We start from the raw sequence: 23139 nt of genomic DNA on the forward strand, positions 1-23139 counted from the left end.
GCTAATTCAGCATCAGACTCATATAAGGGTATACTGGTGATAATATTTTTTCGGCAAGTTCGCCGATAGTAAGTGCCAAGTGGCTGCCCGGCAGACGCTTGGCACTATTCATACATTTACCGTTGTTCAGATAATAGTAACCGTTGTTGGCACTGATTTGCAGGTCTGTAAGTGCGATGTTCATTTCCTGTTCCGGATGCTTGGCTGCATATTGTTGCAGTATCGTTTTGGCGTTGATGATGCGTGCCATGCCCAGTACTTGTGAGTCTTGCTGTGCCGCAGGCGGAGCAATGACCCGGGCGGACGGGATATTCAGCTGTTCGCAGATACGTTGCAATAATAATGAGTGCATATCGGGTGTTTCCGCAACGACCTCTCCGATTTGCCAACTGCTCTCTGTCGGATATGCGACAGACATAGCCAGAATCTTATCGCCTTGATTTAATGTGTAAATACATCCGTTGCCTAACTGCAAATCAGCGATGATTACCCGAAAGTCCTCTTCCGTGTGCTGGATGCAATAAGAACGTTCCCTCAGCTTTCGGTCTAAATAGCGGTATGTCTCTTCTTGATAGTCATTAATCTGATGTAGGACAACCGTTTCATCAGCGATAATCTTGTCTGAAGCAGTGAAGAGAGTTGAGGCATACTTGAATACAGGTGCGTACCCCACACCGGCATAATAGCCGAACAGCCACGGCTCTGCCGGAATCAATGTAGAGATACACACATCATCCCGTTGCATACGGGCAAATGCTTGTGACAGCAACTCACGCATAGCCCCGCGGTTACGATAATCGGGATGCGTACAGGCGCCTGATATGTAGCCGGTCTTGATTTCTCCTTCTCCGAAGGTCATGGGATAAGGTAATATTTGCAAGGCGGCAATCACTTCTTCACCGCTTTGAATGGCTATGTTGACGTCATTGCTGTAACGCAAGCGGAAATACATATCCGTAAATTCTTCGCTGTCGTTAAAACATAGTTTCCATAAGTTCTTTACTTTTTCCCGCATCGTTTCACCTCCTTATCATAACCTTACCACTTAATGGCTTCCACCGGATGTTCCTTTAAGCAGGCAATGTATTTTTCCAAGATAATGGCGGGTTGGTAGGAGAGTTTGGCTTTTCGCAGTCCCTCAATACCCAAGTCCTCTTCCCGGTTGATGTAGATGTATTGTTCCGGGATATGGTTGGCAAATTCATAATTAATCATGGCATAAGCGCCGTCTATACCGGTGTCGGCCTTTTCTACGTGTACTCCGAAGGTGTCCTGGTTGATAGGCATACCGAACGTAAAAGCCGCAATTTTGCCTTCCACATGAAGAATGCCTCCCGTCAGTCCCAACGCATCAAAATTATGCAGGGCATATATCAATGCGCGGCGTTCGTTGCCTGTGCCTTCATGCTGGTCGCAGTTGTTGACTTTGCACCATTCCGCTTCCAAATCGAGGCATTCCTGAATGCGGTCGGCTGTAATGGGAGTATACTCGTAATTATAAGTCTTCTTGAATTTATTGATATGGTTTCGCTTTGCTTGGAACTTCTTGCCGGACAGGGTTGCGAGGTCAGAGCGCAGATACACATAATCGGCATAGTCCCGATCTGCCGTGAACTGAAATCTGCCGGGCATAAAAGTTTCCAGTTCGGAACACATTCCGGCACAGATACCTAACAGGCAAAAAGGCTCTCCTTCACGGTTGGCATCTTCTATCAGCGCATCCAGTACCTTGTTTAAATCACCGTTGCCGATAGGCATCATATATACAAGTTCTCCGTCTGCCCAGAATTTCAATAACAGGAATCCGTCCATAATGGCAAACTTTGTGTTGTATAAGAACCGCCAACTGCATAAGTTGGAGAATGAAAGATCGCAATTCCGGCGCGGACTGTTCAGCGTGAAAGAGGTAATAACATCTTTGTCTTTTAGTTCGATATCTTTAAATGGAATCATAAATAATTTCTATTGGTTGAGAATATAATAACAAAAATAAGAAGATTTTGTTAGAGCAACCCTAATAATCGCAAAATAGTTGGAGTTAACAGGGCCGTAAAAATTCCATTAAGTGTTAGTCCGAGACTGGCGAACGCACCGTATTTGCTGCTGACGTCCATTGCAGCTGATGTTCCGACTGCGTGTGCGGCCGCTCCCAAAGATAGCCCTTGTGCCATAGGGCTTCCTATGTGGGTAAGTTTCATTGTCTTAAAGCCGAGTATTCCGCCCAGCAGTCCTACGCAAACCACTACGGCGGCTGTTAGTGCGGGAATACCACCTATCGATTTCGTTACTTCCATGGCTATCGGGGTAGTGACGGATTTTGGAGCCAGTGAGTAAATAATCTCATCGGAAGCCCCCATTAGCTTTGCTATCAGGACTACGGAGATAACCCCTACAATACATCCTGCCAACTGTGAGAGCAAGATAGGCAGCAGTTGTTTTTTGATGGTTTCCAATTGCAGGTACAAGGGAACCCCCAGTGCAACTACTGCGGGCTTTAGCCAGAACTCAATCAGATGCCCGCCTTTGTTATAGGTTTCATAGCTGATATTTGTAATTTTCAGGAAGATGATGAGTATGGCAATGGTCAGCAGGATGGGGTTCAGCAGCATGATTCCTGTTTTCTTTTGAAGAATTTTGGCTAAGAAGAATATCCCGAAAGTGATAGCCAACAGGAAGAATTCATTTTCTAAAAAGTTCATTTGATTTTACGTGTTAATTGGTGAACCCAGCCGGTAACTACAAGTACTAACAGGGTACTGACTAATGAGGCGATAACAATAGGCCAGAATTCGGCGGCGATAATGTCGAAATAAAGCATAAGCGCCACACCGGGCGGGATAAAAAAGAATCCCAGATTGGCAACCAAAAAGTCGGACATACCTTGCACCCAGTGCAGTTTTATCCAACCTAACTTAAGGAAAAGGGTGAGCAGCAGCATACCGATGATGCTGGATGGAAGTTTGATACCCGTTAAGAATACAATCAATTCACCCAAAGCTAAACATCCGAAAAGGATGGCGCATTGACGGATCATAATACCTGATTATTAAATAATATCTACCTATTGAATATTCGAAAACGCTGCAAAGTTAGCTATTTGAAATGAGGAACTCTCTTGCAAATCATCTGTTAGTGTTAAATATTATAATAATTCTCGTTTGGTGTAGAAAAAGGCTCGAAATTGCAATGTGTATATTGCAAAATTGTGTACTTTTGCGGCGTGAATAACACGAACTACCGATTCTTATACACAATTAAAATATCATGCAAAGATTAATTAATGAAATTTTAGAGCGTGCGAAAGCCGATCGCCAACGCATTGTCCTTCCTGAAGGTACGGAAGAACGCACATTGAAAGCTGCCAATCAAATTTTGACAGATGGTATTGCAGACCTGATTCTGTTGGGTAATCCAACTGAAATTAACGCTTGCGCAACAGAGTGGGGACTTGGCAATATTTCCAAGGCTACTATTATTGATCCGGAGAACAACCCGAAGCAGGAAGAATATGCACAGTTGCTGTTCGAACTGCGTAAGAAGAAAGGCATGACTATTGAAGAAGCTCGCAAGTTGGCAACCAATCCGCTTTATTTAGGCTGTTTGATTATCAAGAACGGTGATGCGGACGGCCAGTTGGCAGGTGCTCGCAATACTACCGGCGATGTGCTTCGTCCGGCTTTGCAGATTATCAAGACTGCTCCCGGCATTACTTGTGTTTCCGGTGCGATGCTTTTGTTGACACACGCTCCCGAATATGGTAAGAATGGTATTTTGGTGATGGGTGACGTTGCCGTTACTCCGGTTCCCGATGCTTCTCAGTTGGCGCAAATAGCTGTTTGTACTGCACGTACCGCTAAGGCTGTTGCAGGTCTTGACCCGAAAGTGGCTTTGTTGAGCTTCTCTACAAAGGGTTCTGCAAAACATGAAGTGGTGGATAAAGTAGTAGACGCTTTGAAGATTGCTAAAGAAATGGCTCCTGACATTGCTATCGACGGTGAATTGCAGGCTGATGCTGCGTTGGTTCCCGAAGTTGGTGCCAGCAAAGCTCCGGGTTCAGCCATTGCAGGCAACGCAAATGTACTGGTTGTTCCGAGCCTTGAAGTAGGTAATATTTCGTATAAACTGGTACAACGTTTGGGACATGCCGATGCTGTCGGTCCGATTCTGCAAGGTATCGCCCGTCCTGTAAATGACTTGTCACGCGGTTGCTCCATCGAGGATGTTTATCGTATGATTGCAATTACTGCCAATCAGGCTATTGCCGCTAAACACGCTAAATAACTTTAAATCTGATATAATATGAAAGTCTTAGTATTGAACTGCGGTAGCTCGTCCATCAAATACAAATTGTTTGATATGGATCACAAAGAGGTTATCGCTCAAGGTGGTATTGAAAAAATCGGTCTGAAAGGCTCTTTCTTGAAACTGACTTTGCCTAATGGCGAGAAGAAGATTCTTGAAAAAGACATACCGGAACACACAGTGGGTGTAGAGTTTATTCTGAATACGTTGATTAGCCCCGAATATGGCGCCATCAAGTCTTTGGATGAAATCAATGCAGTAGGTCACCGTATGGTGCACGGTGGTGAGAAGTTCAGCGAATCTGTATTGCTGACTCAGGAAGTGCTGGATGCATTTACCGCTTGCAATGACTTGGCTCCGCTTCATAATCCTGCCAACTTAAAGGGTGTGAATGCCGTTTCGGCTATTCTGCCTAATGTTCCGCAGATTGGTGTGTTCGATACTGCTTTCCACCAGACAATGCCTGATTACGCATATATGTATGCCGTTCCTTACGAACTGTATGAGAAATATGGCGTTCGTCGTTATGGTTTCCACGGAACTTCTCACCGCTATGTATCAAAGCGTGTGTGCGAATTCTTGGGAGTGCAGCCGGAAGGAAAGAAAATCATCACTTGCCACATCGGTAACGGCGGTTCTATCTCAGCCATTAAGGATGGCAAATGTATAGATACCAGTATGGGTTTGACTCCGCTGGAAGGTTTGATGATGGGTACTCGCAGCGGTGACATTGATGCCGGAGCCGTTACTTTTATCATGGATAAGGAACATCTGGATGCAAACGGAGTGTCCAATCTGCTGAACAAGAAAAGCGGTGTTATGGGTATCTTCGGTGAGTCAAGTGATATGCGCGATTTGGAAAATGCCGTAGCAGCGGGCAATCCGAAAGCTATTCTTGCAGAGAAGATGTATTTCTACCGCATCAAGAAGTATGTAGGTGCTTATGCTGCCGCTTTGGGTGGCGTGGACATCATCGTATTTACAGGCGGTGTTGGCGAAAATCAATGCAACTGTCGTAGCGAAGTATGCGAAGGTCTCGAATTTATGGGTATCAAGATTGACTTGGAGAAGAACAATATTCGTGGCGAAGAAACTGTAATCTCTACGGAAGACTCTAAAGTGAAGGTGGTAGTAATCCCGACCGATGAGGAGTTGATGATTGCTTCGGATACAATGGCTATCTTGAAGAAATAACAATATTGTTACAAGAGTTTTAATAAAAATGCCGGAGACAGTTGAAGCTGTTTCCGGCATTTTCTTTTTAATAACATCGTCATATGCGAATGACTTAAAATTCTTATCTTTGCTTGTTCGTTGAGAGAAAGTACTGATAATATGATAATTTAAATAGTATAGATTTATGAAGCGATTGATGTATGTATTACTTTTTGTATTGCTGGCAGGTACATCCTATGCCCAGCGGGCAAAGTATGTATTCTATTTCATTGGTGATGGAATGGGTGTGAATCAAGTGAACGGGACAGAGATGTATCTGGCGGAACATGAGGGGCGTATCGGAGTAGAGCCGCTTTTATTTACCACATTCCCGGTTGGTACTATGGCTACCACATTTTCCGCCACCAATTCAGTGACCGATTCTTCAGCAGCCGGCACAGCTCTTGCCACCGGTGTAAAGACATATAATGGTGCTATCGGTATGGATGATGATAAAAACGTTCTTCAGACCGTTGCTGAAAAGGCGAAGAAAGCCGGTAAGAAAGTAGGTGTGGCTACCAGTGTCAGTGTAGACCATGCTACTCCGGCGGCATTTTATGCACATCAGCCGAATCGTAGTATGTACTATGAGATTGCGCTCGATCTTCCGAAATCCGGCTTTGACTTTTATGCGGGTGGCGGCTTCCTGAAGCCCACTACAACAGCAGATAAAAAGGAGGCTCCGAGTATTTTTCCGATTATAGAAAGAGCAGGTTATACCATTGCCAGGGGGGTGGATGAATATAAGGCTAAATTAGCAGGTGCTAAGAAAATGGTGCTTATTCAGAAAGAAAATGCCGAATCTCCTGTTCTGCCCTATGCCATAGACCATAAAGAGGGAGACTTGACCCTGCCGGAGATAACGGAGAGTGCCATTTCTTTTTTGACGAAAGACAATAACAAAGGCTTTTTCCTTATGGTGGAAGGTGGCAAGATAGACTGGGCATGTCACAGCAATGACCCGGCTACTGTTTTCGAAGAAGTTATTGATATGGACAATGCGGTTAAGGTTGCTTATGAATTCTACAAAGAGCATCCGAAAGAAACTTTGATTGTTGTAACGGCCGACCACGAGACCGGTGGAATGAGTTTGGGAACCGGAAAATATGAAATGTTCTTAAAAGCTCTACTGCATCAGGAGCAATCCCAAGATCTTCTTTCCAAAGCGATTACTGACTTACGGAAAGAAAAGCCCGGTAAAACTTCTTGGGACGAAATCAAGGATTTGCTTGCCAATAAGATGGGCTTCTGGAAAGAATTGCCTTTAACTTGGGAACAGGAAAAGTTGCTTCGTGATGAATATGAAACGTCTTTCGTGAAAAATAAGGTGGTATTCGAAGAGAGTCTTTATTCCAAGACCGAACCTTTGGCTGCCGCTGCCAGAAAGGTGATGAGCCAGATAGCGATGGTGGGGTGGACCGGCTATAGCCACACTGCCGGATATGTCCCTGTTTTTGCAATAGGTGCAGGCTCCAATCTATTTGTCGGAAAGATGGACAATACCGAAATTCCGAAACGCATAGCGAAAGCTGCCGGATATAAATAAAGTGAAAAGAGATGTGTCAAAACAAAATAGTAAACGCTATTTTGTTTTGACACATCTCTTTTCACTTTATCTCTTTTTTGATGATTTCATCCATCTCTTCAATAAGTTTTTTCCGTTCTTTGGCGGATTTTACCTTTTTATCTTTGTAGCCGATACTTGTCCGTTCGGACACATCTTCACTCCATTCTTCAAACTCGTTTTTTGCCGGGCGGCCGTTCGGGTCTATATTCTCTTCGGCAATAGAATCGTTTCTGTAAATCATATCATCCATAATAATGCTGTTTTTAATGGTTATGATGATACTACAAGATTTCGGGCAAAAAGTTCCGGCTTTTCGTCCTTTTTCGTAATCATTTATAAGAATAAACGATTCTTGAAAGTTGTGCTAAATGGTTTATAGCTTGGTTTCTCCCTCGATGAACTCTTCCAAAAACAGGTTTTCGCCGTCAAATACGGCATATGAGAAGTAATTTATCCAGTCTCCGAGGATAAGGACGCGGGCAGTGGTGCTCAACATCAAATCCAGTTCGATGTGCCGGTGTCCGTAGATGAAGAAATTTATATTCGGGTGGCTTTTCAGGTAGTTTTTGGTGTACAGCACCAGATGTTCATTATTTTCGCCCATGTAGTCGGGTTCTTTCCCGTCTATCCTCTTCAGGCGGCTGTGTTTGGCCCACGTCAGTCCGAGTTCTACGCTCCAGCGGGGATGAAGGGCGGAAAACAGGGTTTGGAGCGTACGGCTGTGAAACATGGTACGTAGTAGCTTGAATTTCTTGTCCGGGTCGCCCAGTCCGTCACCATGGGCAAGGTAGAACTCTTTGCCGTAGATTTCCGTAGTGAGAGGTTTGCGGTGGATGATGACTCCGCATTCTTTAGTCAGGTAGTCTCCGCACCAAATGTCGTGGTTGCCGGTGAAGAAGTGTACTTCCACGCCTATGTCCGTCAGTTCGGACAGCTTGCCGAGAAAACGGGTGTAGCCCTTGGGCACAACCGTACGGAACTCGTACCAGAAGTCGAACATATCTCCCAGTAAATATACGGCGGATGCCTTATGTTTGATACTGTCCAGAAAGTTGACTAACCGTCGTTCTTGCGTCCGTCCATGTTCAATGGCACGTGAGCCCAGATGTGCGTCTGATAGGAAATATACGTTCTTCATAACCGGTTGATTGTTTAAAGAAATCCCAGTTCCAGTTTGGCTTCTTCACTCATCATATCCTTGTCCCATTCGGGCTCGAATACCAGATTGATGATGGCGGAACTTACTCCGTCTATCGATTCTATTTTCTGGCGGACATCTTCCATAATGAAGTCTGCGGCAGGGCAGTTGGGAGCTGTCAGGGTCATATCGATTGTGGCCTCGCCGTTGTCAGAAACATCTATCTTGTAGATTAGTCCCAAATCGTACACGTTTACCGGAATTTCCGGATCGAATACGGTTTTCAGCATGGCAACTATTTTCTCTTCTATTTCAAATTTGGTCATATACGTAAGGTTTGTTGGTTTAGCGAAGCAAATCTAAAGATTTTAATTGAAACTACAAAGAATGTGTGTACTACATTACAGTATGCCTTCATCATTAAAACTATAATATTTGCCGTCCGTGATTATAACATGGTCAATCAGGCGGATGTTCATGGTCAGTGCGCCTTTCTGTATGAGTTGCGTCAGTTGGCGGTCGTTCGTACTGGGGTGCGGGTTTCCGGAGGGGTGGTTGTGTATCAGTGCAATCTGTGTGGCGCGTTGCAGCAACGCTTCGCGCAGGATGCTTCTTACGTCGGCGCTGGTTTGGTCGATGCCGCCCCGGCTGATGCGTACTTTGTCTATGACGCGGGAGGCTTGGTTGAGGAGGAGCACCCAGAATTCTTCTATGGTGAGGTCGCACAGTAGCGGATGGAAAATTTCATATATGTCGTTGGACGAGCGTACGACGATACGTTCCGGATACTCTTGCCGCTTTCTGCGTTTCCCCAGTTCGAGGGCAGCCATGATGGCGATGCTTTTGGCAGGTCCGAGGCCTTTGAAACGGGAAAAGTCACGCACTTCCCATTTACCCAACTGGTTCAGGTCGTTGTTGCAGCAGGCAAGTGTCCGTTGCATCAGTGTCACGGCACTCTCTTCCGTGTTTCCGGAGCCTATCAGTATTGCCAGCAGTTCCGCGTCGCTTAGGGCTTCTGCGCCTTTCAGCATCATTTTCTCCCGCGGGCGGTCTTCTGCTGCCCACTGATTGATAGTCAATTTCTCCATTTTTTCTTTTGTTTGTCCCGCCAACTCCTGATCACTTATAAAAGTTCTTCTTGAAAGCCTCGAACTCATCTTTGCCAAGTATGCAGCGGTTCCACCAAGCACGCCAGAAACCTGTTCCGTATCCGATAAGCTGGATGAAGGATGCGGCAATGGAAAAGATGCCGATACGCAGGCTTTTGTTCTGAATGGCAGAGTCCGTGCAGACGAGCAGTGCATACAGCGCAATGGGAAGCAGGCTGTACGGGCAGAAAGGTGCGCCTGCCAATAGCATAGCTACTCCTACTGTGAATACGGCAGGCAGCAGATGCACTATCTTCAAGGATTCGGGATATTTCTTGTAGAGGTTGATGCGGGCGATGCCGGAGTTGTGTACTTGCTTGAAGAATTTCTTCAGGTCCGTCCGCCGCTTGTGATATACCCATGCCTCGGGAAACAGCCTGCATCTATATCCGTCTTTGAAGATGCGGATGCTGAAATCAATGTCCTCCCCAAAACGCATCCGTGAGAATCCGCCGAGCGCTTCATACGCTTCGCGGCGTACTCCCATATTGAAGCTCCGCGGGTAGAATTTGTCCATTTTCTTTTTTCCGCCACGGATGCCGCCGGTGGTGAAGAAGGAAGTCATGGAGTAGTTGATGGCTTTCTGTATGTCGGTGAAAGATGCGTGTGCCCGGTCCGGTCCGCCAAAGGCGTCGGCAGGAGTTTTTTGCAACTCCTCTTCCACTGCCGCAAAATAGCTTTCGGGAAGAATGCAGTCGGAGTCCAGTATGATGAGGTATTCCCCCCGGCTGCGTTCGGCACCGTAGTTGCGTGTCTGCCCCGGTCCGGAGTTGGGCTTTGTATAATAATGTATGTCCAGACTGTTCCGGTACTTGTCGGTGATGTCTTTGCAGGGAACTGAGGAACCGTCTTCTACAACGATGACTTCAAAGTCCTTGAAGCTCTGCCGGGTGAGGCTCTGTAAAAGCTCGTACACTTCGTCGGGACGGTTGTACACGGGGATGATAACGGAGTATCGCATATCTGTTCTTTTAGTTCGTTTCCTATGACAAAGATACAGCTATTTATGCAATATGGCTTTAATTCGGGATATTTCTGTTTCGGTTGCTACGAAAAACTTACCGGTTGTACAACCGGTCGTGTATGAGTTGTACAACTGGTCGTGCTCCGGTTGTACAACCGGTAATTCTTTCATAGTGAAGAGAAAAAAGGAGGAGCGTATGGGAATAAAAAAAGGGTATCAAACAACTTTGATACCCTTTCCGTATGTTTTGAAGAATAACTTTCTTATGCTTTTACGCGGCCTACGTAAGAACCGTCACGAGTGTCGATTTCGATAGTCTCGCCTTCATTGATGAATAACGGTACACGTACGGTTGCGCCCGATTCCACAGTTGCAGGCTTCAGTGTGTTGGTAGCTGTATCGCCTTTCAGTCCCGGTTCGGTGTACGTAATCTTCTGTTGAACTTTCACAGGTACGTCAGCGTACAGAACTGTTTCGGTAGAAGCGTCGGATACTACGTCCACAACCATTCCTTCCAACAGGAAGTCCACGCCGTTAATCAAGTCGTGTGCGATAGGAATTTGGTCGAAAGTTTCCTGGTTCATAAACTGGTAGTTGTCACCATCGTGATAGAGGTATTGGTGAGGACGACGTTCTACGCGTACGTCTTCCAGTTTTTCACCGATGTTGAAGCGACGTTCAAGAACATAGCCGTTGACTACATCTTTCAGCTTGGTACGCATGAAAGTATTACCTTTTCCCGGTTTTACATGCAGGAAGTCAATGCAGAAATACAGCTTGCCGTCCATGCGGATGCAAGTTCCGATTTTAATGTCTTGGGCATTAATCATAATCTTTATAGTCTTTATTATTATTATGTTATTAAGATGTTTCCCTTGATTTGCGAGTGCAAAAGTAATGGAAATCGGTAAAAAACACAAAAAGTTTTGAGATAAAATGAGTTATCTCTTGGTTATTTTAGAAAAAGTCTCTATTTTTGCAGCCCGATTACGTAGAATAATAACATAAAACAAGATACAGTAATGAAAAGAACATTTCAACCTTCTAACAGAAAGAGAAAAAACAAACACGGATTCCGTGAGAGAATGGCTACAGCTAATGGTCGTAGAGTATTAGCCGCACGTCGTGCCAAAGGCAGAAAGAAACTGACTGTTTCTGACGAATACAACGGAGTGAAAGCATAAGTCATTCCTTGATTAATAGAAAAAAGAAAGCCGCAAAGTACTGGTGACAGTGTTTTGCGGCTTTTCTTTTGTGAAACTTTCAAGAAAACATCATTGCAATGCGCCTAAATTACATTATCTTTGTCCCCAAATTGTAGTGATTATGACTATAAAGGAATTTTTTTCTTTTCGGCAGAACAAATACTTTTGGATAAACATCATGGCAATGATTGTTGTGGTGGCGTTGTTGCTGTTCGGAACATTAAAAGGAATAGATATATATACTCACCACGGCGAAGCTGTGGTAGTACCTGATGTGAAAGGCATGACCGTGGGCGAGGCCGGAACGGTGTTTGGAAACAGGGGACTTGCCTGTGTCGTTTCCGATTCTGCGTATGTCAAAGACAAACCCGCGGGCTGTATCTTGGACTATAACCCGGCTGCCGGACAAAAAGTGAAGGAAGGCCGTATCATTTATCTGACAATCAATGCCATTAATATACCTTTGCAAGTAGTTCCCGATGTGGCGGATAACAGTTCGCTGCGTCAGGCGGAAGCGCGTATCTTGGCTTCCGGCTTTAAATTGAATGATATTGAATATGTGGCGGGTGAAAAGGACTGGGTGTACGGCGTGAAGTATCAGGGACGTATGCTTGCCATCGGTGAAAAAGTACCTATGGGCGCAACGCTGACCTTGATGGCGGGTAATGGCAGCAAAGAACTGCTGGAAGGCGATTCTTTGTCAGTGAATGAAGGAACGGAGACTCAGGAGCCTGTCAGTTCCGAAAATTCTGCGGCTGATGAGTCTTGGTTTTGATATGGAGTGTAGGTGTACGGGAATGAAGGTGTCTTTAATTATTAAAAAGGACAAACGATGATCGAAGAGTTACCGGACGACATAGAGAATGATGTACTGGACGATATAGAACCCGTTGGTGATGAGTCGCAGCTTTATGAACACTTCCGCGTGGTGGTGGACAAAGGGCAGGAAATGATGCGTGTGGACAAATATCTGTTTGATCGTCTGACCAATGCCTCGCGTAACCGTATACAGAAAGCTGCCGATGCCGGATTTGTAATGGCCAATGACAAGCCGGTCAAAAGCAGCTACAAAGTGAAGCCTCTGGATGTGATAACGGTCATGATGGACCGCCCCCGCTATGAAAATGAGGTTATCCCCGAAGATATTCCCCTTGATATCGTGTATGAAGACAAGTACCTGATGGTTGTCAACAAACCGGCAGGGCTGGTGGTGCACCCCGGACACGGGAACTATCACGGCACGCTTGTCAATGCCATCGCCTGGCATATGAAAGATATTCCCGATTATGATGCCAACGACCCTCATGTGGGGCTTGTGCACCGTATCGACAAAGATACATCCGGCTTGCTGGTGATTGCCAAGACGCCGGACGCCAAGACCAATCTCGGTCTTCAATTTTTCAATAAGACTACCAAACGCCGTTACCGCGCCCTCGTCTGGGGAAATGTAGAACAAGACGAAGGTACAATTGTCGGTAACGTGGGCCGTAATCCTAAAGACCGTATGCAAATGACCGTTCTTCCCGATGACCAGGGCAAGTATGCCGTTACTCATTATCGGGTACTGGAACGTCTGGGTTATGTGACGCTTGTGGAATGTGTTCTCGAAACGGGCCGTACCCACCAAATCCGTGTGCACATGAAGCACATCGGGCATATCCTCTTTAATGATGAGCGCTATGGAGGCCATGAGATTCTGAAAGGAACTCATTTTACCAAATACAAACAGTTTGTAAACAATTGCTTTGATACTTGTCCGCGGCAGGCGCTGCACGCCATGACGCTGGGGTTCGTACATCCCGTCACCGGAAAAGAGATGTACTTCACCTCGGAGCTACCGGACGATATGAGTCGGCTGATTGACAGGTGGAGAGGCTATATTAGTAATAGAGATTTAGAATGAAACGCACAATTGCTATTGTATGCGGAGGTGATACTTCTGAGTTTGAGGTTTCCCTGCGCAGTGCACAAGGAATCTACTCCTTCATCGACAAGGAGAGATACACATTATATATTGTAGAGATGCATGGACTGGATTGGCACGTGCAGCTTCCTGACGGAACGAAAGCTCCGGTGGACCGTAATGATTTCAGTTTCAGGCTGAATGGCGGGAAGGTGGTGTTTGACTTCGCATATATCACCATTCACGGAACTCCGGGGGAGGACGGACGTTTGCAGGGATATTTCGATATGCTCCATATTCCTTATTCCTGTTGCGGAGTACTTGCGGCTGCGCTGACTTATGATAAGTTCGCCTGCAACCAATATCTGAAAACATTCGGTGTGCGTATTGCCGATTCTCTGTTGCTTCGCCAAGGACAGTCTGTTTCCAATGAAGATGTGATTGAAAAGATTGGCTTGCCCTGCTTTATCAAGCCCAGCCTGGGCGGTTCCAGTTTCGGTGTGACAAAGGTCAAGACGAAGGAACAGATACAACCTGCCATTATGAAAGCATTTGAAGAAGCCCGGGAAGTACTGGTGGAGGCTTTCATGGAAGGTACGGAAATTACCTGCGGATGTTATAAAACCAAAGAAAAGTCAGTGGTATTTCCTATTACGGAAGTTGTGTCGCATAATGAATATTTTGACTATAAAGCCAAGTATGACGGCGAGTCGGATGAAATAACCCCGGCGCGTATCTCCGACGGAGTGCGTGATCGTGTGCAAAAACTTACTTCCGCCATTTATGACATCCTCGGTGCCTCCGGAATTATCCGCGTGGATTATATCATCACCGAAGGAGAGAAGATAAATCTGCTGGAGGTAAATACCACGCCGGGTATGACTGCTACCAGTTTCATTCCGCAGCAGGTACGCGCAGCGAACTTGGATATTAAAGATGTAATGACAGATATAATAGAAAACCAATTTTAGATATTAACTATTAGGTATCAACCGACTATTAGATGCCCGTTTATTAGTCTTGAAACCAAATGCTTATTGTTTAAAATTTAAAATTGCATATCATGGAATTTGAAGAAATCCGCCCTTATCATGACGAAGAACTACCTCAGATTTTTGAGGAATTAATTGCTGACCCGGCATTCCAACAAGTGGCTTGCGCCGTTATGCCGGGTGTTCCTTTTGAGGCTATCGCGCAGAAGATGCGTGCAAGCAAGACCAAGCAGGAGTTCCAGGAAAACCTTTGCTACGGCATCTTGCATAAATTGGCCAAAGATACTACAGACGGACTGATACTGGAAAGTATGGCTGTGTTGAACAAACAGTCTGCCTATACCTATGTTTCCAATCACAGGGATATTATTCTCGACTCCGGTTTCTTGTCTGTTCTTCTGGTGGAACAGGGGCTGGATACTGTGGAAATCGCTATCGGTGACAATCTGTTGATTTACCCTTGGATTAAGAAATTGGTCCGTATCAATAAATGTTTCACCGTACAGCGTGCGCTTACCATGCGCCAGATGTTGGAGTCGTCCATTCGTATGTCGCGCTATATGCATTACACCATTGCGGAAAAGAAGCAATCCATTTGGATTGCCCAACGTGAGGGACGCGCCAAAGACTCCAATGACATTACGCAGGACAGCGTTCTGAAGATGCTGGCAATGGGTGGAGACGGAGATATCATTAGCAATCTTCAGGAATTGAATATCGTTCCGCTTTCCATTTCGTACGAGTATGACCCTTGCGACTATCTGAAAGCGCAGGAGTTCCAGTTGAAACGTGATATACCTGACTTTAAGAAAACTACGGATGATGACCTGCTGAATATGCAGACCGGACTTTTGGGATATAAAGGCCGTGTATGCTTCCGTATGGCATCTTGTATTAATGAAGATTTGGGCGAATTAGATAGGACATTGCCTAAACCTGAGTTGTTCGTAGCTATATCCGCTTTGATTGACAAGCGTATTCATGCCAACTATCGTATTTTTGCCAATAACTATGTGGCTCATGACCTGTTATACAATGAGGAAGAGTTTGTAGAGCACTATACGGCAGAGGACAAGAAACGTTTTACGAGTTATATTGACGGTCAGCTGGAGCGTGTTGCCATTCCTAACAAGGACGTGGATTTCTTGCGCGAGAAGTTGTTGCTGATGTACGCCAATCCGTTGACAAACTATCTGGCTGCAACCAAATAGACTTTGCCGGTTTGCAGTAGTGAGGAATCATAATTGTGTGGAGCAAGTGAGTATGAAGAAGTACTGCCGTGGACTGTTTGTAGTCGTTATGTCTTGCCTGTTGTCGTCTTGCGGTGACGATGACTATCATTATCCTTCCGTGAAGCAGGATTTTCTGACTGTGTTTTCCAATGCGGAAGGGCGGCTGGAGTCGGCTTTGGCTGATGGGGGCGAGGCTTTCCGGATTGTTGAGAATCTGTCGGGCTTGCAGCAGGTGAATGCGGATACTGCCATCCGAGTGGTAGCCAATTATGAAACGATGGTGACTGACAACGAAGTTGCGGATGTAAAATTGTATGCTTTATTACAGACAATATCTCCGGTTCCTCTGGCTGCCGATGAATTTAAGGAGGGTGTGAAAACAGAACCTTCGGAAATGCAAAGTATTTGGTTGGGGCATGATTTTCTGAATGTTATTGTGAAGGTGAAGCAACAAGGAAAGCATCTGTTTCACTTTGTGGAGGAGGGGGTGTCTGTGGATGAAGGTAGCGGGCGTGCCAAAGTGCGGCTGACTTTGTATCACGATGTGACCGGTACCGTACTGGATTATGGTAAACGCGCTTATTTGTCTGTTCCTTTAAAACAATATATGACTGAAGGTGTGCGGGGTGTGGATGTCTGTTTTAGGATTTATACTTACTCCGACTGTTTTAAAACTTATATTTTGGATACAACGGGACTTCATGTGGAGGAGGATTGATTTTATACATTATAATATATAATATGCAAAACAGGTGTCATAAAAATCTTATGGCACCTGTTCTTTTTTGCTTAGATATTGTTGTGATGGACTGCATCGGCAATGGTAAGTTCGATACCCATTTCTTCGATACGTAAAGCTGTGGAAGGAGGTATCCGGGAGTCGGTGATAATATGGTCGATGTCTTCCATATCGGCAATTTTGCTGAAACCGCGCCGTCCGAATTTGGAAGAGTCCGCCAGTACGATTGTTTTTTGCGCCGTCTGCATCATAACGCGGTTGAGGCTCGCTTCCATCATGTTGGTGGTGGTGATGCCGAAATCAAGGTCAATACCGTCTACGCCAATGAATAACTTGCTGCATGAAAAGTCCGCCAGAATGTTTTCTGCGTATTTCCCTACCACAGAGAGACTGCTGTGCCGCAACACTCCTCCAAGCTGAATGATATATATGTTTTTCTCGCACGCCAGAATATTAGAGACTTCCATGGAGGCGGTGATAACCGTTAGCTCATCTACCGGAACTATGCAGCGAGCCAATGCGTGCATAGTAGTGCCCGATGCTATTAATATAGAATCTTTAGGGGTGATGAGGCTGGCGGCTTTCATCCCTATGATGCGTTTTTCTTCGACATATAGCTTCTCTTTCTCGCTGACATTCCGATTGTCGATATAGGGATCTATCAAGATTGCTTTGCCGTGATTACGATACAGTTTCTTTTCTCTTTCGAGATCGGTTAAATCCTTTCGTATCGTAACTGACGAAACGTTGAGATGCGTAGCTAAATCTGTTACTAACATAGAATTGTGTTGCATCAGTAACTCTAAGATGATGGACTGTCTCTCTTCTTTTGTCATAATAAGCTTGGAAATTGTATTTAATGCGCTAATATACTTGAAAAAAATAGCATAGAAAAACTCTAAATGCTAAGAAATGGTAAAACAATCTGCCGAAAGCATTCCCTTGTGAAACGTAAGCATTCTAAGGGCTTTTTCCATGCAAAACTTCCCGTTTACAATTTTTTTTCTGCTTTTCAGTGAAAAAACAAGGAAAATGTTTCGCTATTATAAAAATAGAACTTATATTTGTTGCGAAATGAAACCTAAGCTGTTTTGGTAAGAAAGTGTAGATGTTACTTGATATACATTTTAAAACTAACGGCGTTAACTAATATTATAGAAACATGGTACTTAATGACGGAATTAACGAATTTGACATCATTATTGTTGGTGGAGGTGCGACCGGAGCAGGTACAGCAAGGGATTGTTCTTTGCGTGGTATGCGTGTTTTACTTGTAGAACGTTTTGATTTTGCTGCCGGCGCCACCGGACGAAACCATGGATTGCTTCATAGCGGAGCCCGTTATGCGGTGACTGATAGAGAATCGGCTGCCGAATGTATCAAAGAGAATATGATTCTTCGAAAGATAGCGCGCCATTGCGTAGAAGAAAACGGTGGCTTGTTTATTTCCCTTCCGGAAGATGACCTTTCGTATCAAAACTTATTTGTAGAATCGTGCCGAGCTGCGGGCATCAATGCAGAAGTGATTGACCCGGCGGAAGCAAGGTTGATAGAACCTTCTGTAAATCCTTTAATAACAGGTGCGGTGAAAGTCCCTGACGGTTCGATAGACCCTTTCAGGCTGACTCTGGCTAATGTTATTGATGCTAAGGCTCATGGAGCGAAAGTGCTGGTTTACCATGAGGTGACGGCGCTGATTCAAGATCAGGGAAATGTTGTTGGAGTTACTGTATTCGATCATAAAACAAAAACTGAACATAATTATTACGCACCTCTGACTATTAATGCGGGAGGTATTTGGGGACATGGCATTGCTGCAAAAGCAGGCGTAAGGGTGGATATGTTCCCAGCAAAAGGCTCATTGTTGATTTTTGGGCATCGAATCAACAATGTTGTGCTTAACCGTTGTCGCAAGCCTGCCAATGCGGATATTCTTGTTCCCGGAGATACAATCTGTCTGATTGGAACAACGTCAAGCCGTGTGGGCTTTGATGAAGTGGATGATGTACGGGTTACATCGGAAGAGGTTGATTTGTTGTTGTCGGAAGGTGAGAAGTTGGCTCCCGCTCTGGCTACAACCCGTATCTTGCGTGCATATGCCGGCGTTCGTCCGCTGGTGGCGGCAGATAACGACCCTTCCGGCCGTAATATTAGCCGGGGTATCGTGTTGCTGGACCATGAGGTGCGTGATGGTGTGGCGGGTTTTGTTACTATCACCGGTGGAAAGTTAATGACTTACCGGTTGATGGCGGAATGGGCTACAGATTTGGCGTGCAAGAAACTTGGTATAGACAAACCTTGTACTACAATGAACGAGCCTCTTCCCGGTTCGCGTCTGGAAGAGGGACAGGGCAATGGCAAGCAAGTGGTGACGGAGCATCCCAAGCGGTCTTCGGTAGGACGTCATGGTGAGATGGCTGCCAAGATTGCATCGGAAAGCAAGTATGACAACAGCTTGGTGTGTGAGTGTGAAGATGTGACGGTGGGCGAAGTGAACTATGCGGTGAATGAGCTGGATGTGCATAATCTGATAGACTTGCGACGCCGTACGCGTGTAGGTATGGGTACATGCCAGGGAGAACTCTGTGCTTGCCGTGCGGCAGGATTACTTGGTGAGGCGCATAACTGTTCGCAAAAGGCAAAGGCTGATTTGGCTTCGTTCCTGAATGAACGCTGGAAGGGACTGTATCCCGTGGCATGGGGTGAGGCATTGCGCGAAAGCGAATATACCCAGTGGATATATAGTGGAGTTTGTGGAATGGAATAAAATGAATAGAGATGAAATTTGATACTTTAATAATAGGTGGGGGACTTGCCGGTTTGACGTGCGGAATCCGTTTGCAGAAGAACGGTATGAAATGCGCTATCGTTTCCACCGGACAAAGTGCATTGCATTTTTCTTCCGGTTCATTCGATTTGCTTAATGAACTTTCCGACGGGACAAAGGTGGATAATCCTGTGGCTGCTGTTGAAAAGATCAACATGAACCATCCTTATGCAAAGTTAGGCAGTAAGTTCGCTTATTACGCAGGTGAAGCAAAACAATTGTTCGCGGATTGTGCTATTGAAGTGAATGGTGATGCTGCACATAACCATCTGCGCATAACCCCGATGGGTACGTTGAAGCCTACTTGGCTTACCTTCTCTGATTTTACACCGCTTTCATCGGCAAGTGACATGGTCGGCAAGAAAATCCTGATAGTCAATATGGCGGGATTCCTTGATTTCAATACAAAATTTGTGGCCGACAGCTTTGAGAAGTATGGCGCCGAGTGCCGGATTTCTTCTGTCAACCTCCCTGAACTGGAAAGGTTGCGGATTAGTCCGACGGAGATGCGCTCTACTAATATTGCCAGAGTATTGGATAACGAAAAGACTCTTGAGGCCCTGATTAAGGAACTGACCGGGCAAATATCCGGTTTCGATATCGTTGTTTTGCCGGCTGTGTTCGGATTGTCGTCTGCAGAACCGGTAAGGAAGTTGAAGGGGGCGTTGGATATTCCGGTATGGCTGATTCCTACGATGCCGCCGTCTGTTCCCGGCATCCGTGCGCAGCAACAGCTCCGCCGTTCTTTTGAAGAATTGGGAGGTGTCTATATGTTGGGTGATACAGTGGTGAAAGCCGACTTCAAAGATAACAAAGTGCAGGCTGTGTACTCTGTCAATCATGGAGATATTTCTTTTGTGGCGGAAAACTTTATCCTCGCTTCGGGCAGCTATTTCAGCAATGGTTTGGTGGCGCAACAGGACAGTGTTGTTGAGCCGGTTTTCGGCAGTGATGTTGATTTTACTCCCGGGCGTGACGGTTGGTATGACAAATCTTTCTTCAATAAACAGAACTATATGACATTCGGTGTAGCTACCAATGACAAGTTGCAGGTGAAGATTAAGAGTGAAATACAACAGAATCTGTATGCTGTTGGATCGGTTCTAAGCGGTTCCAATACAATACATGAAGGTTGTGGCGCAGGTATTTCTATGCTTACGGCATTATATGTAGCGGATAACTTAATAAATGGATGATGTCATGAATATGCAGCAGAATAATATAAGCGAGAATAATTTTGAGCAATGTATCAAGTGTACGGTTTGTACAGTATATTGTCCGGTTATTCCGGTGAATCCTAAATATCCCGGTCCTAAACAGGCAGGTCCGGACGAGGAACGCCTTCGTCTGAAAAGAGGTGAATACTTTGATGAGGCGCTGAAGTATTGTTTGAATTGCAAACGTTGTGAGGTGGCTTGTCCGTCGAATGTGAAGATTGGTGACATTATCCAACTGGCACGTATCAAATATAGCAAGAAGAAACCGGCATTGCGTGATATTATGCTTGCCAATACGGATTTTGTAGGTACTATGGCATCTGCTTTGGCTCCTGTAGTGAACACTACGCTGTCTTTGAAACCGGTGAAAATGGTAATGGACGGAGTGCTGAAAATAGATCACCATCGTGTTTTTCCGAAATATTCTTCCCAAACGTTTGAGAGTTGGTTCAAAAAGAATGCAATGGCTTCGCAGGAGAACTACAAGAAGCATGTAAGTTTCTTCCATGGCTGTTACATCAATTATAACTTCCCTCAGTTGGGTAAGGATATGGTGAGCGTACTTAATGCGATAGGCTACGGGGTACATTTGCTTGAAAAAGAGAAGTGCTGCGGAGTGGCTTTGATTTCTAACGGCTTGATAAACCAAGCGCGCAAACAGGCTGAAGAAAACCTTCGCTCTGTCCGTAAGTCGATTTTTGCGGACAAGCGTCCGGTTATCGGAGCCTCGTCTACTTGTATCTTTACCATGCGTGATGAATATCCTCATCTGCTTGGGATTGATAATGCGGATGTACGTGACAGTATAGAATTGGCTACCCGTTTCATATTCCGTTTGCTTGAAGAGGGAAATGTGAAACTGAAGTTCCGTGACGATGTGAAGATGAAGATAGCCTATCACACACCTTGTCATATGGAGAAGCTGGGTTGGGCATATTATTCCATCGCTTTGTTGCGCAGTATTCCTAACGTGAATCTCACCGTACTTAACTCTCAATGTTGCGGAATTGCAGGTACGTACGGTTTTAAAAAGGAAAATTACGAAACATCACAGGGAATAGGCGCTTCATTGTTCCGTCAGATTGAAGAAGTGGCGGCCGACTTTGTCGCTACAGATTGCGAAACTTGTAAATGGCAGATTGAAATGTCCACTTCGGCAAAGGTAAAACATCCTATATCGGTACTTGCAGAAGCGTTGGACTTGGAGGCAACCGGGAAGTTAAATAGTAACAAATAATATTACTCTTAAAATCTTAGTACTATGTGGAATTTTTTAGCACCACCTGCCCATAGGCAGGAACTGCCGGCAGAGAAGATTGACTCTACGTATAAGAGTTATCGTTGGCAAGTTTTCTTAGGTATCTTTATCGGTTACGCAGGTTTTTATATCGTGCGTAAGAACTTCTCAATGGCTATTCCGGAGCTTGCCCAGTTTGGCTTTGAAAAAGGAGAGTTAAGTATCGTCCTTTCTATGAACGCTGTGGCTTATGCTCTGTCCAAGTTCTTAATGGGAAGTGTGTCCGACCGTAGTAATGCACGCGTGTTCCTTCCATTGGGTTTAGTTTTGGCTGCTGTTTCCATGATGTTTATGATTGTGCCGGTACAGTTCTTCGGTCCGGAACAGAAATCATTGGCTATCATCGTAATGGCTGCCCTGAACTTCCTTGTGGGTTGGTTTAACGGTATGGGTTGGCCTCCTTGCGGACGTGTCATGACCCACTGGTTCTCTGTGACCGAGCGCGGCACAATGATGTCCATCTGGAACTGTGCCCATAATGTGGGCGGTGCATTGGTAGGTCCGATGGCTGTTTATGGTGCACTGTGGTTCGGTTCTTGGTTCTATGGCGCTGATGCATCCCGTTACTTCCTTATCGGTACGTATGTGTTTCCGGCAGCAGTGGCTATCCTTGTGGCATTGGTGGCATATTGCCTGATTCGCGATACTCCACAATCCTGCGGTCTTCCCACTATTGAGAAATACCGTAATGACTATCCTAAGAATTATAGTGAAAAGCAGGAAGAAGTGCTTACGGCAAAAGAAATTTTCTTTAAGCATGTGTTCAATAATAAGATGCTTTGGTACATCGCTATTGCCAACGCATTTGTGTACATGGTACGTTACGGATGTCTGGACTGGGCTCCTACTTTCCTGAAGGAAGCGCAGGGATATGACATCAAGCAAGCCGGTTGGGCATACTTTGCTTATGAGTTTGCGGCAATACCCGGAACATTGGTTTGCGGCTGGCTCAGTGATAAAGTTTTTAAGGGCGGACGTGCAATGACCACTATCATCTTTATGGCTATTGTTGCACTGTTCATTTTCCTCTATTGGCAATATTCCGATAATTATGTTGTTGTAACCTTGTCTCTGATAGCTATCGGTTTCTTTATTTATGGACCGGTAATGCTGATTGGTGTCCAAGCGCTTGACCTTGCTCCCAAGAATGCCGCAGGTACGGCTGCCGGACTTACCGGTTTCTTCGGATATTTCTTCGGAACAGCTATCCTTGCCAACGTGGTTCTCGGTTATGTAGCTGAGATGGCAGGTTGGGACTGGACTTTCATACTGTTGCTTATAGCGTGCGCCTTGTCCATCTTGCTGATGTCTTTCACTTATAAAGACGAAAAGGCATTACTTGCAGAAAGAAATAAAAAATAATCTTTTTAAGATAATATAGAATGATTTTAAA

The 23139-nt window shown here is 45.2% G+C and carries 24 protein-coding genes; 13 read left to right on the forward strand and 11 right to left on the reverse strand.

Translation table 11 applies throughout. From position 1 onward, the window contains the following. Position 1: 1 nt before the first annotated feature. Genes KG118_RS09890 through KG118_RS09905 form a run of 4 tightly spaced genes read right to left on the reverse strand, consistent with a single transcriptional unit; the run spans position 2 to position 3034 of the window. The gene (locus KG118_RS09890; protein ID WP_117711608.1) at positions 2 to 1015 is read right to left on the reverse strand and encodes a GNAT family N-acetyltransferase; all 1014 of its coding nucleotides are present in this window, start codon (positions 1013 to 1015) and stop codon (positions 2 to 4) included. A gap of 23 nt (positions 1016 to 1038) precedes the next feature. Continuing rightward, positions 1039 to 1953, reverse strand: a complete 915-nt coding sequence (locus KG118_RS09895; RefSeq protein WP_117711607.1) for a DUF2156 domain-containing protein — start codon at positions 1951 to 1953, stop codon at positions 1039 to 1041. A 50-nt stretch (positions 1954 to 2003) separates the two neighbouring features. Further along, entirely contained in the window at positions 2004 to 2699 is a 696-nt protein-coding gene (locus tag KG118_RS09900; protein ID WP_117711606.1) for an LrgB family protein, read from the reverse strand. After that, a complete protein-coding gene (locus KG118_RS09905) occupies positions 2696 to 3034 on the reverse strand; it encodes a CidA/LrgA family protein (protein ID WP_009121833.1) in 339 nt (112 codons plus the stop codon). Before KG118_RS09905 ends, KG118_RS09900 begins: the two co-directional genes overlap by 4 nt. 230 nt (positions 3035 to 3264) lie before the next feature. Between KG118_RS09905 and pta the strand changes: the two genes are divergently transcribed. The 3 genes from pta (at position 3265) to KG118_RS09920 (ending at position 7063) form a co-directional block, all read left to right on the forward strand. Beyond that, on the forward strand, positions 3265 to 4281 hold the full coding sequence (pta, locus tag KG118_RS09910) for a phosphate acetyltransferase (RefSeq protein ID WP_117711605.1): 1017 nt from the start codon (positions 3265 to 3267) through the stop codon (positions 4279 to 4281). A gap of 18 nt (positions 4282 to 4299) precedes the next feature. Continuing rightward, complete coding sequence (locus tag KG118_RS09915; protein ID WP_117711604.1) at positions 4300 to 5496, forward strand: acetate kinase; 1197 nt, start codon at positions 4300 to 4302, stop codon at positions 5494 to 5496. A gap of 166 nt (positions 5497 to 5662) precedes the next feature. Next, a complete protein-coding gene (locus KG118_RS09920) occupies positions 5663 to 7063 on the forward strand; it encodes an alkaline phosphatase (RefSeq protein ID WP_117711603.1) in 1401 nt (466 codons plus the stop codon). A gap of 61 nt (positions 7064 to 7124) precedes the next feature. Here KG118_RS09920 and KG118_RS09925 read toward each other — a convergent pair whose 3' ends face one another. The 6 genes from KG118_RS09925 to efp form a co-directional block, all read right to left on the reverse strand. Beyond that, positions 7125 to 7334: a hypothetical protein gene (locus KG118_RS09925; RefSeq protein ID WP_117711602.1), complete on the reverse strand. Its 210-nt coding sequence runs from the start codon at positions 7332 to 7334 to the stop codon at positions 7125 to 7127. A gap of 123 nt (positions 7335 to 7457) precedes the next feature. Beyond that, positions 7458 to 8222, reverse strand: a complete 765-nt coding sequence (locus KG118_RS09930; protein ID WP_117711601.1) for a UDP-2,3-diacylglucosamine diphosphatase — start codon at positions 8220 to 8222, stop codon at positions 7458 to 7460. Positions 8223 to 8236: 14 nt separating this feature from the next. Continuing rightward, positions 8237 to 8548, reverse strand: coding sequence for a metal-sulfur cluster assembly factor (locus tag KG118_RS09935; protein ID WP_117711600.1), 312 nt, complete (start codon positions 8546 to 8548; stop codon positions 8237 to 8239). A gap of 75 nt (positions 8549 to 8623) precedes the next feature. Next, positions 8624 to 9310: a RadC family protein gene (gene radC, locus KG118_RS09940; protein ID WP_117711701.1), complete on the reverse strand. Its 687-nt coding sequence runs from the start codon at positions 9308 to 9310 to the stop codon at positions 8624 to 8626. Positions 9311 to 9341: 31 nt separating this feature from the next. Further along, positions 9342 to 10331: a glycosyltransferase gene (locus KG118_RS09945; RefSeq protein WP_117711599.1), complete on the reverse strand. Its 990-nt coding sequence runs from the start codon at positions 10329 to 10331 to the stop codon at positions 9342 to 9344. A gap of 266 nt (positions 10332 to 10597) precedes the next feature. After that, the gene (gene efp, locus KG118_RS09950; protein WP_117711598.1) at positions 10598 to 11164 is read right to left on the reverse strand and encodes an elongation factor P; all 567 of its coding nucleotides are present in this window, start codon (positions 11162 to 11164) and stop codon (positions 10598 to 10600) included. 192 nt (positions 11165 to 11356) lie between these two features. Between efp and rpmH the strand changes: the two genes are divergently transcribed. The 6 genes from rpmH (at position 11357) to KG118_RS09980 (ending at position 16384) form a co-directional block, all read left to right on the forward strand. Next, positions 11357 to 11518 (forward strand): 50S ribosomal protein L34, encoded by a 162-nt coding sequence (rpmH, locus tag KG118_RS09955; RefSeq protein ID WP_004292199.1) that lies wholly within the window; start codon positions 11357 to 11359, stop codon positions 11516 to 11518. 142 nt (positions 11519 to 11660) lie between these two features. Then, complete coding sequence (locus tag KG118_RS09960; protein ID WP_117711597.1) at positions 11661 to 12314, forward strand: PASTA domain-containing protein; 654 nt, start codon at positions 11661 to 11663, stop codon at positions 12312 to 12314. Positions 12315 to 12371: 57 nt separating this feature from the next. After that, positions 12372 to 13442, forward strand: coding sequence for an RluA family pseudouridine synthase (locus KG118_RS09965; RefSeq protein WP_117711596.1), 1071 nt, complete (start codon positions 12372 to 12374; stop codon positions 13440 to 13442). Further along, positions 13439 to 14413: a D-alanine--D-alanine ligase gene (locus tag KG118_RS09970; RefSeq protein WP_117711595.1), complete on the forward strand. Its 975-nt coding sequence runs from the start codon at positions 13439 to 13441 to the stop codon at positions 14411 to 14413. Before KG118_RS09965 ends, KG118_RS09970 begins: the two co-directional genes overlap by 4 nt. Positions 14414 to 14505: 92 nt before the next feature. Beyond that, positions 14506 to 15645, forward strand: coding sequence for a 1-acyl-sn-glycerol-3-phosphate acyltransferase (locus tag KG118_RS09975; RefSeq protein ID WP_117711594.1), 1140 nt, complete (start codon positions 14506 to 14508; stop codon positions 15643 to 15645). Positions 15646 to 15697: 52 nt separating this feature from the next. After that, entirely contained in the window at positions 15698 to 16384 is a 687-nt protein-coding gene (locus KG118_RS09980) for a NigD1/NigD2 family lipoprotein (RefSeq protein ID WP_117711700.1), read from the forward strand. Between the two features lie 71 nt (positions 16385 to 16455). Here KG118_RS09980 and KG118_RS09985 read toward each other — a convergent pair whose 3' ends face one another. Further along, complete coding sequence (locus KG118_RS09985; protein WP_117711593.1) at positions 16456 to 17241, reverse strand: DeoR/GlpR family DNA-binding transcription regulator; 786 nt, start codon at positions 17239 to 17241, stop codon at positions 16456 to 16458. A 326-nt stretch (positions 17242 to 17567) separates the two neighbouring features. On the opposite strand from KG118_RS09985, the gene glpA reads away from it, so the two are divergent. From glpA to pgtP, 4 genes are read left to right on the forward strand one after another with little or no spacing between them, the layout of a single operon-like run. Further along, a complete protein-coding gene (gene glpA, locus KG118_RS09990; protein ID WP_117711592.1) occupies positions 17568 to 19172 on the forward strand; it encodes an anaerobic glycerol-3-phosphate dehydrogenase subunit A in 1605 nt (534 codons plus the stop codon). Positions 19173 to 19183: 11 nt separating this feature from the next. Then, positions 19184 to 20428 carry a glycerol-3-phosphate dehydrogenase subunit GlpB gene (gene glpB / locus KG118_RS09995; protein ID WP_117711591.1) on the forward strand — a complete coding sequence of 415 codons (1245 nt, stop codon included), beginning with the start codon at positions 19184 to 19186 and terminating at the stop codon, positions 20426 to 20428. A 4-nt stretch (positions 20429 to 20432) separates the two neighbouring features. Further along, positions 20433 to 21686 (forward strand): anaerobic glycerol-3-phosphate dehydrogenase subunit GlpC, encoded by a 1254-nt coding sequence (glpC, locus tag KG118_RS10000; RefSeq protein ID WP_117711699.1) that lies wholly within the window; start codon positions 20433 to 20435, stop codon positions 21684 to 21686. A 24-nt stretch (positions 21687 to 21710) separates the two neighbouring features. Then, a complete protein-coding gene (pgtP, locus tag KG118_RS10005; protein WP_117711590.1) occupies positions 21711 to 23108 on the forward strand; it encodes a phosphoglycerate transporter protein PgtP in 1398 nt (465 codons plus the stop codon). Positions 23109 to 23139 lie beyond the last annotated feature (31 nt).

The organism is Bacteroides propionicigenes (assembly GCF_018390535.1).
Lineage (GTDB): Bacteria > Bacteroidota > Bacteroidia > Bacteroidales > Bacteroidaceae > Bacteroides > Bacteroides propionicigenes.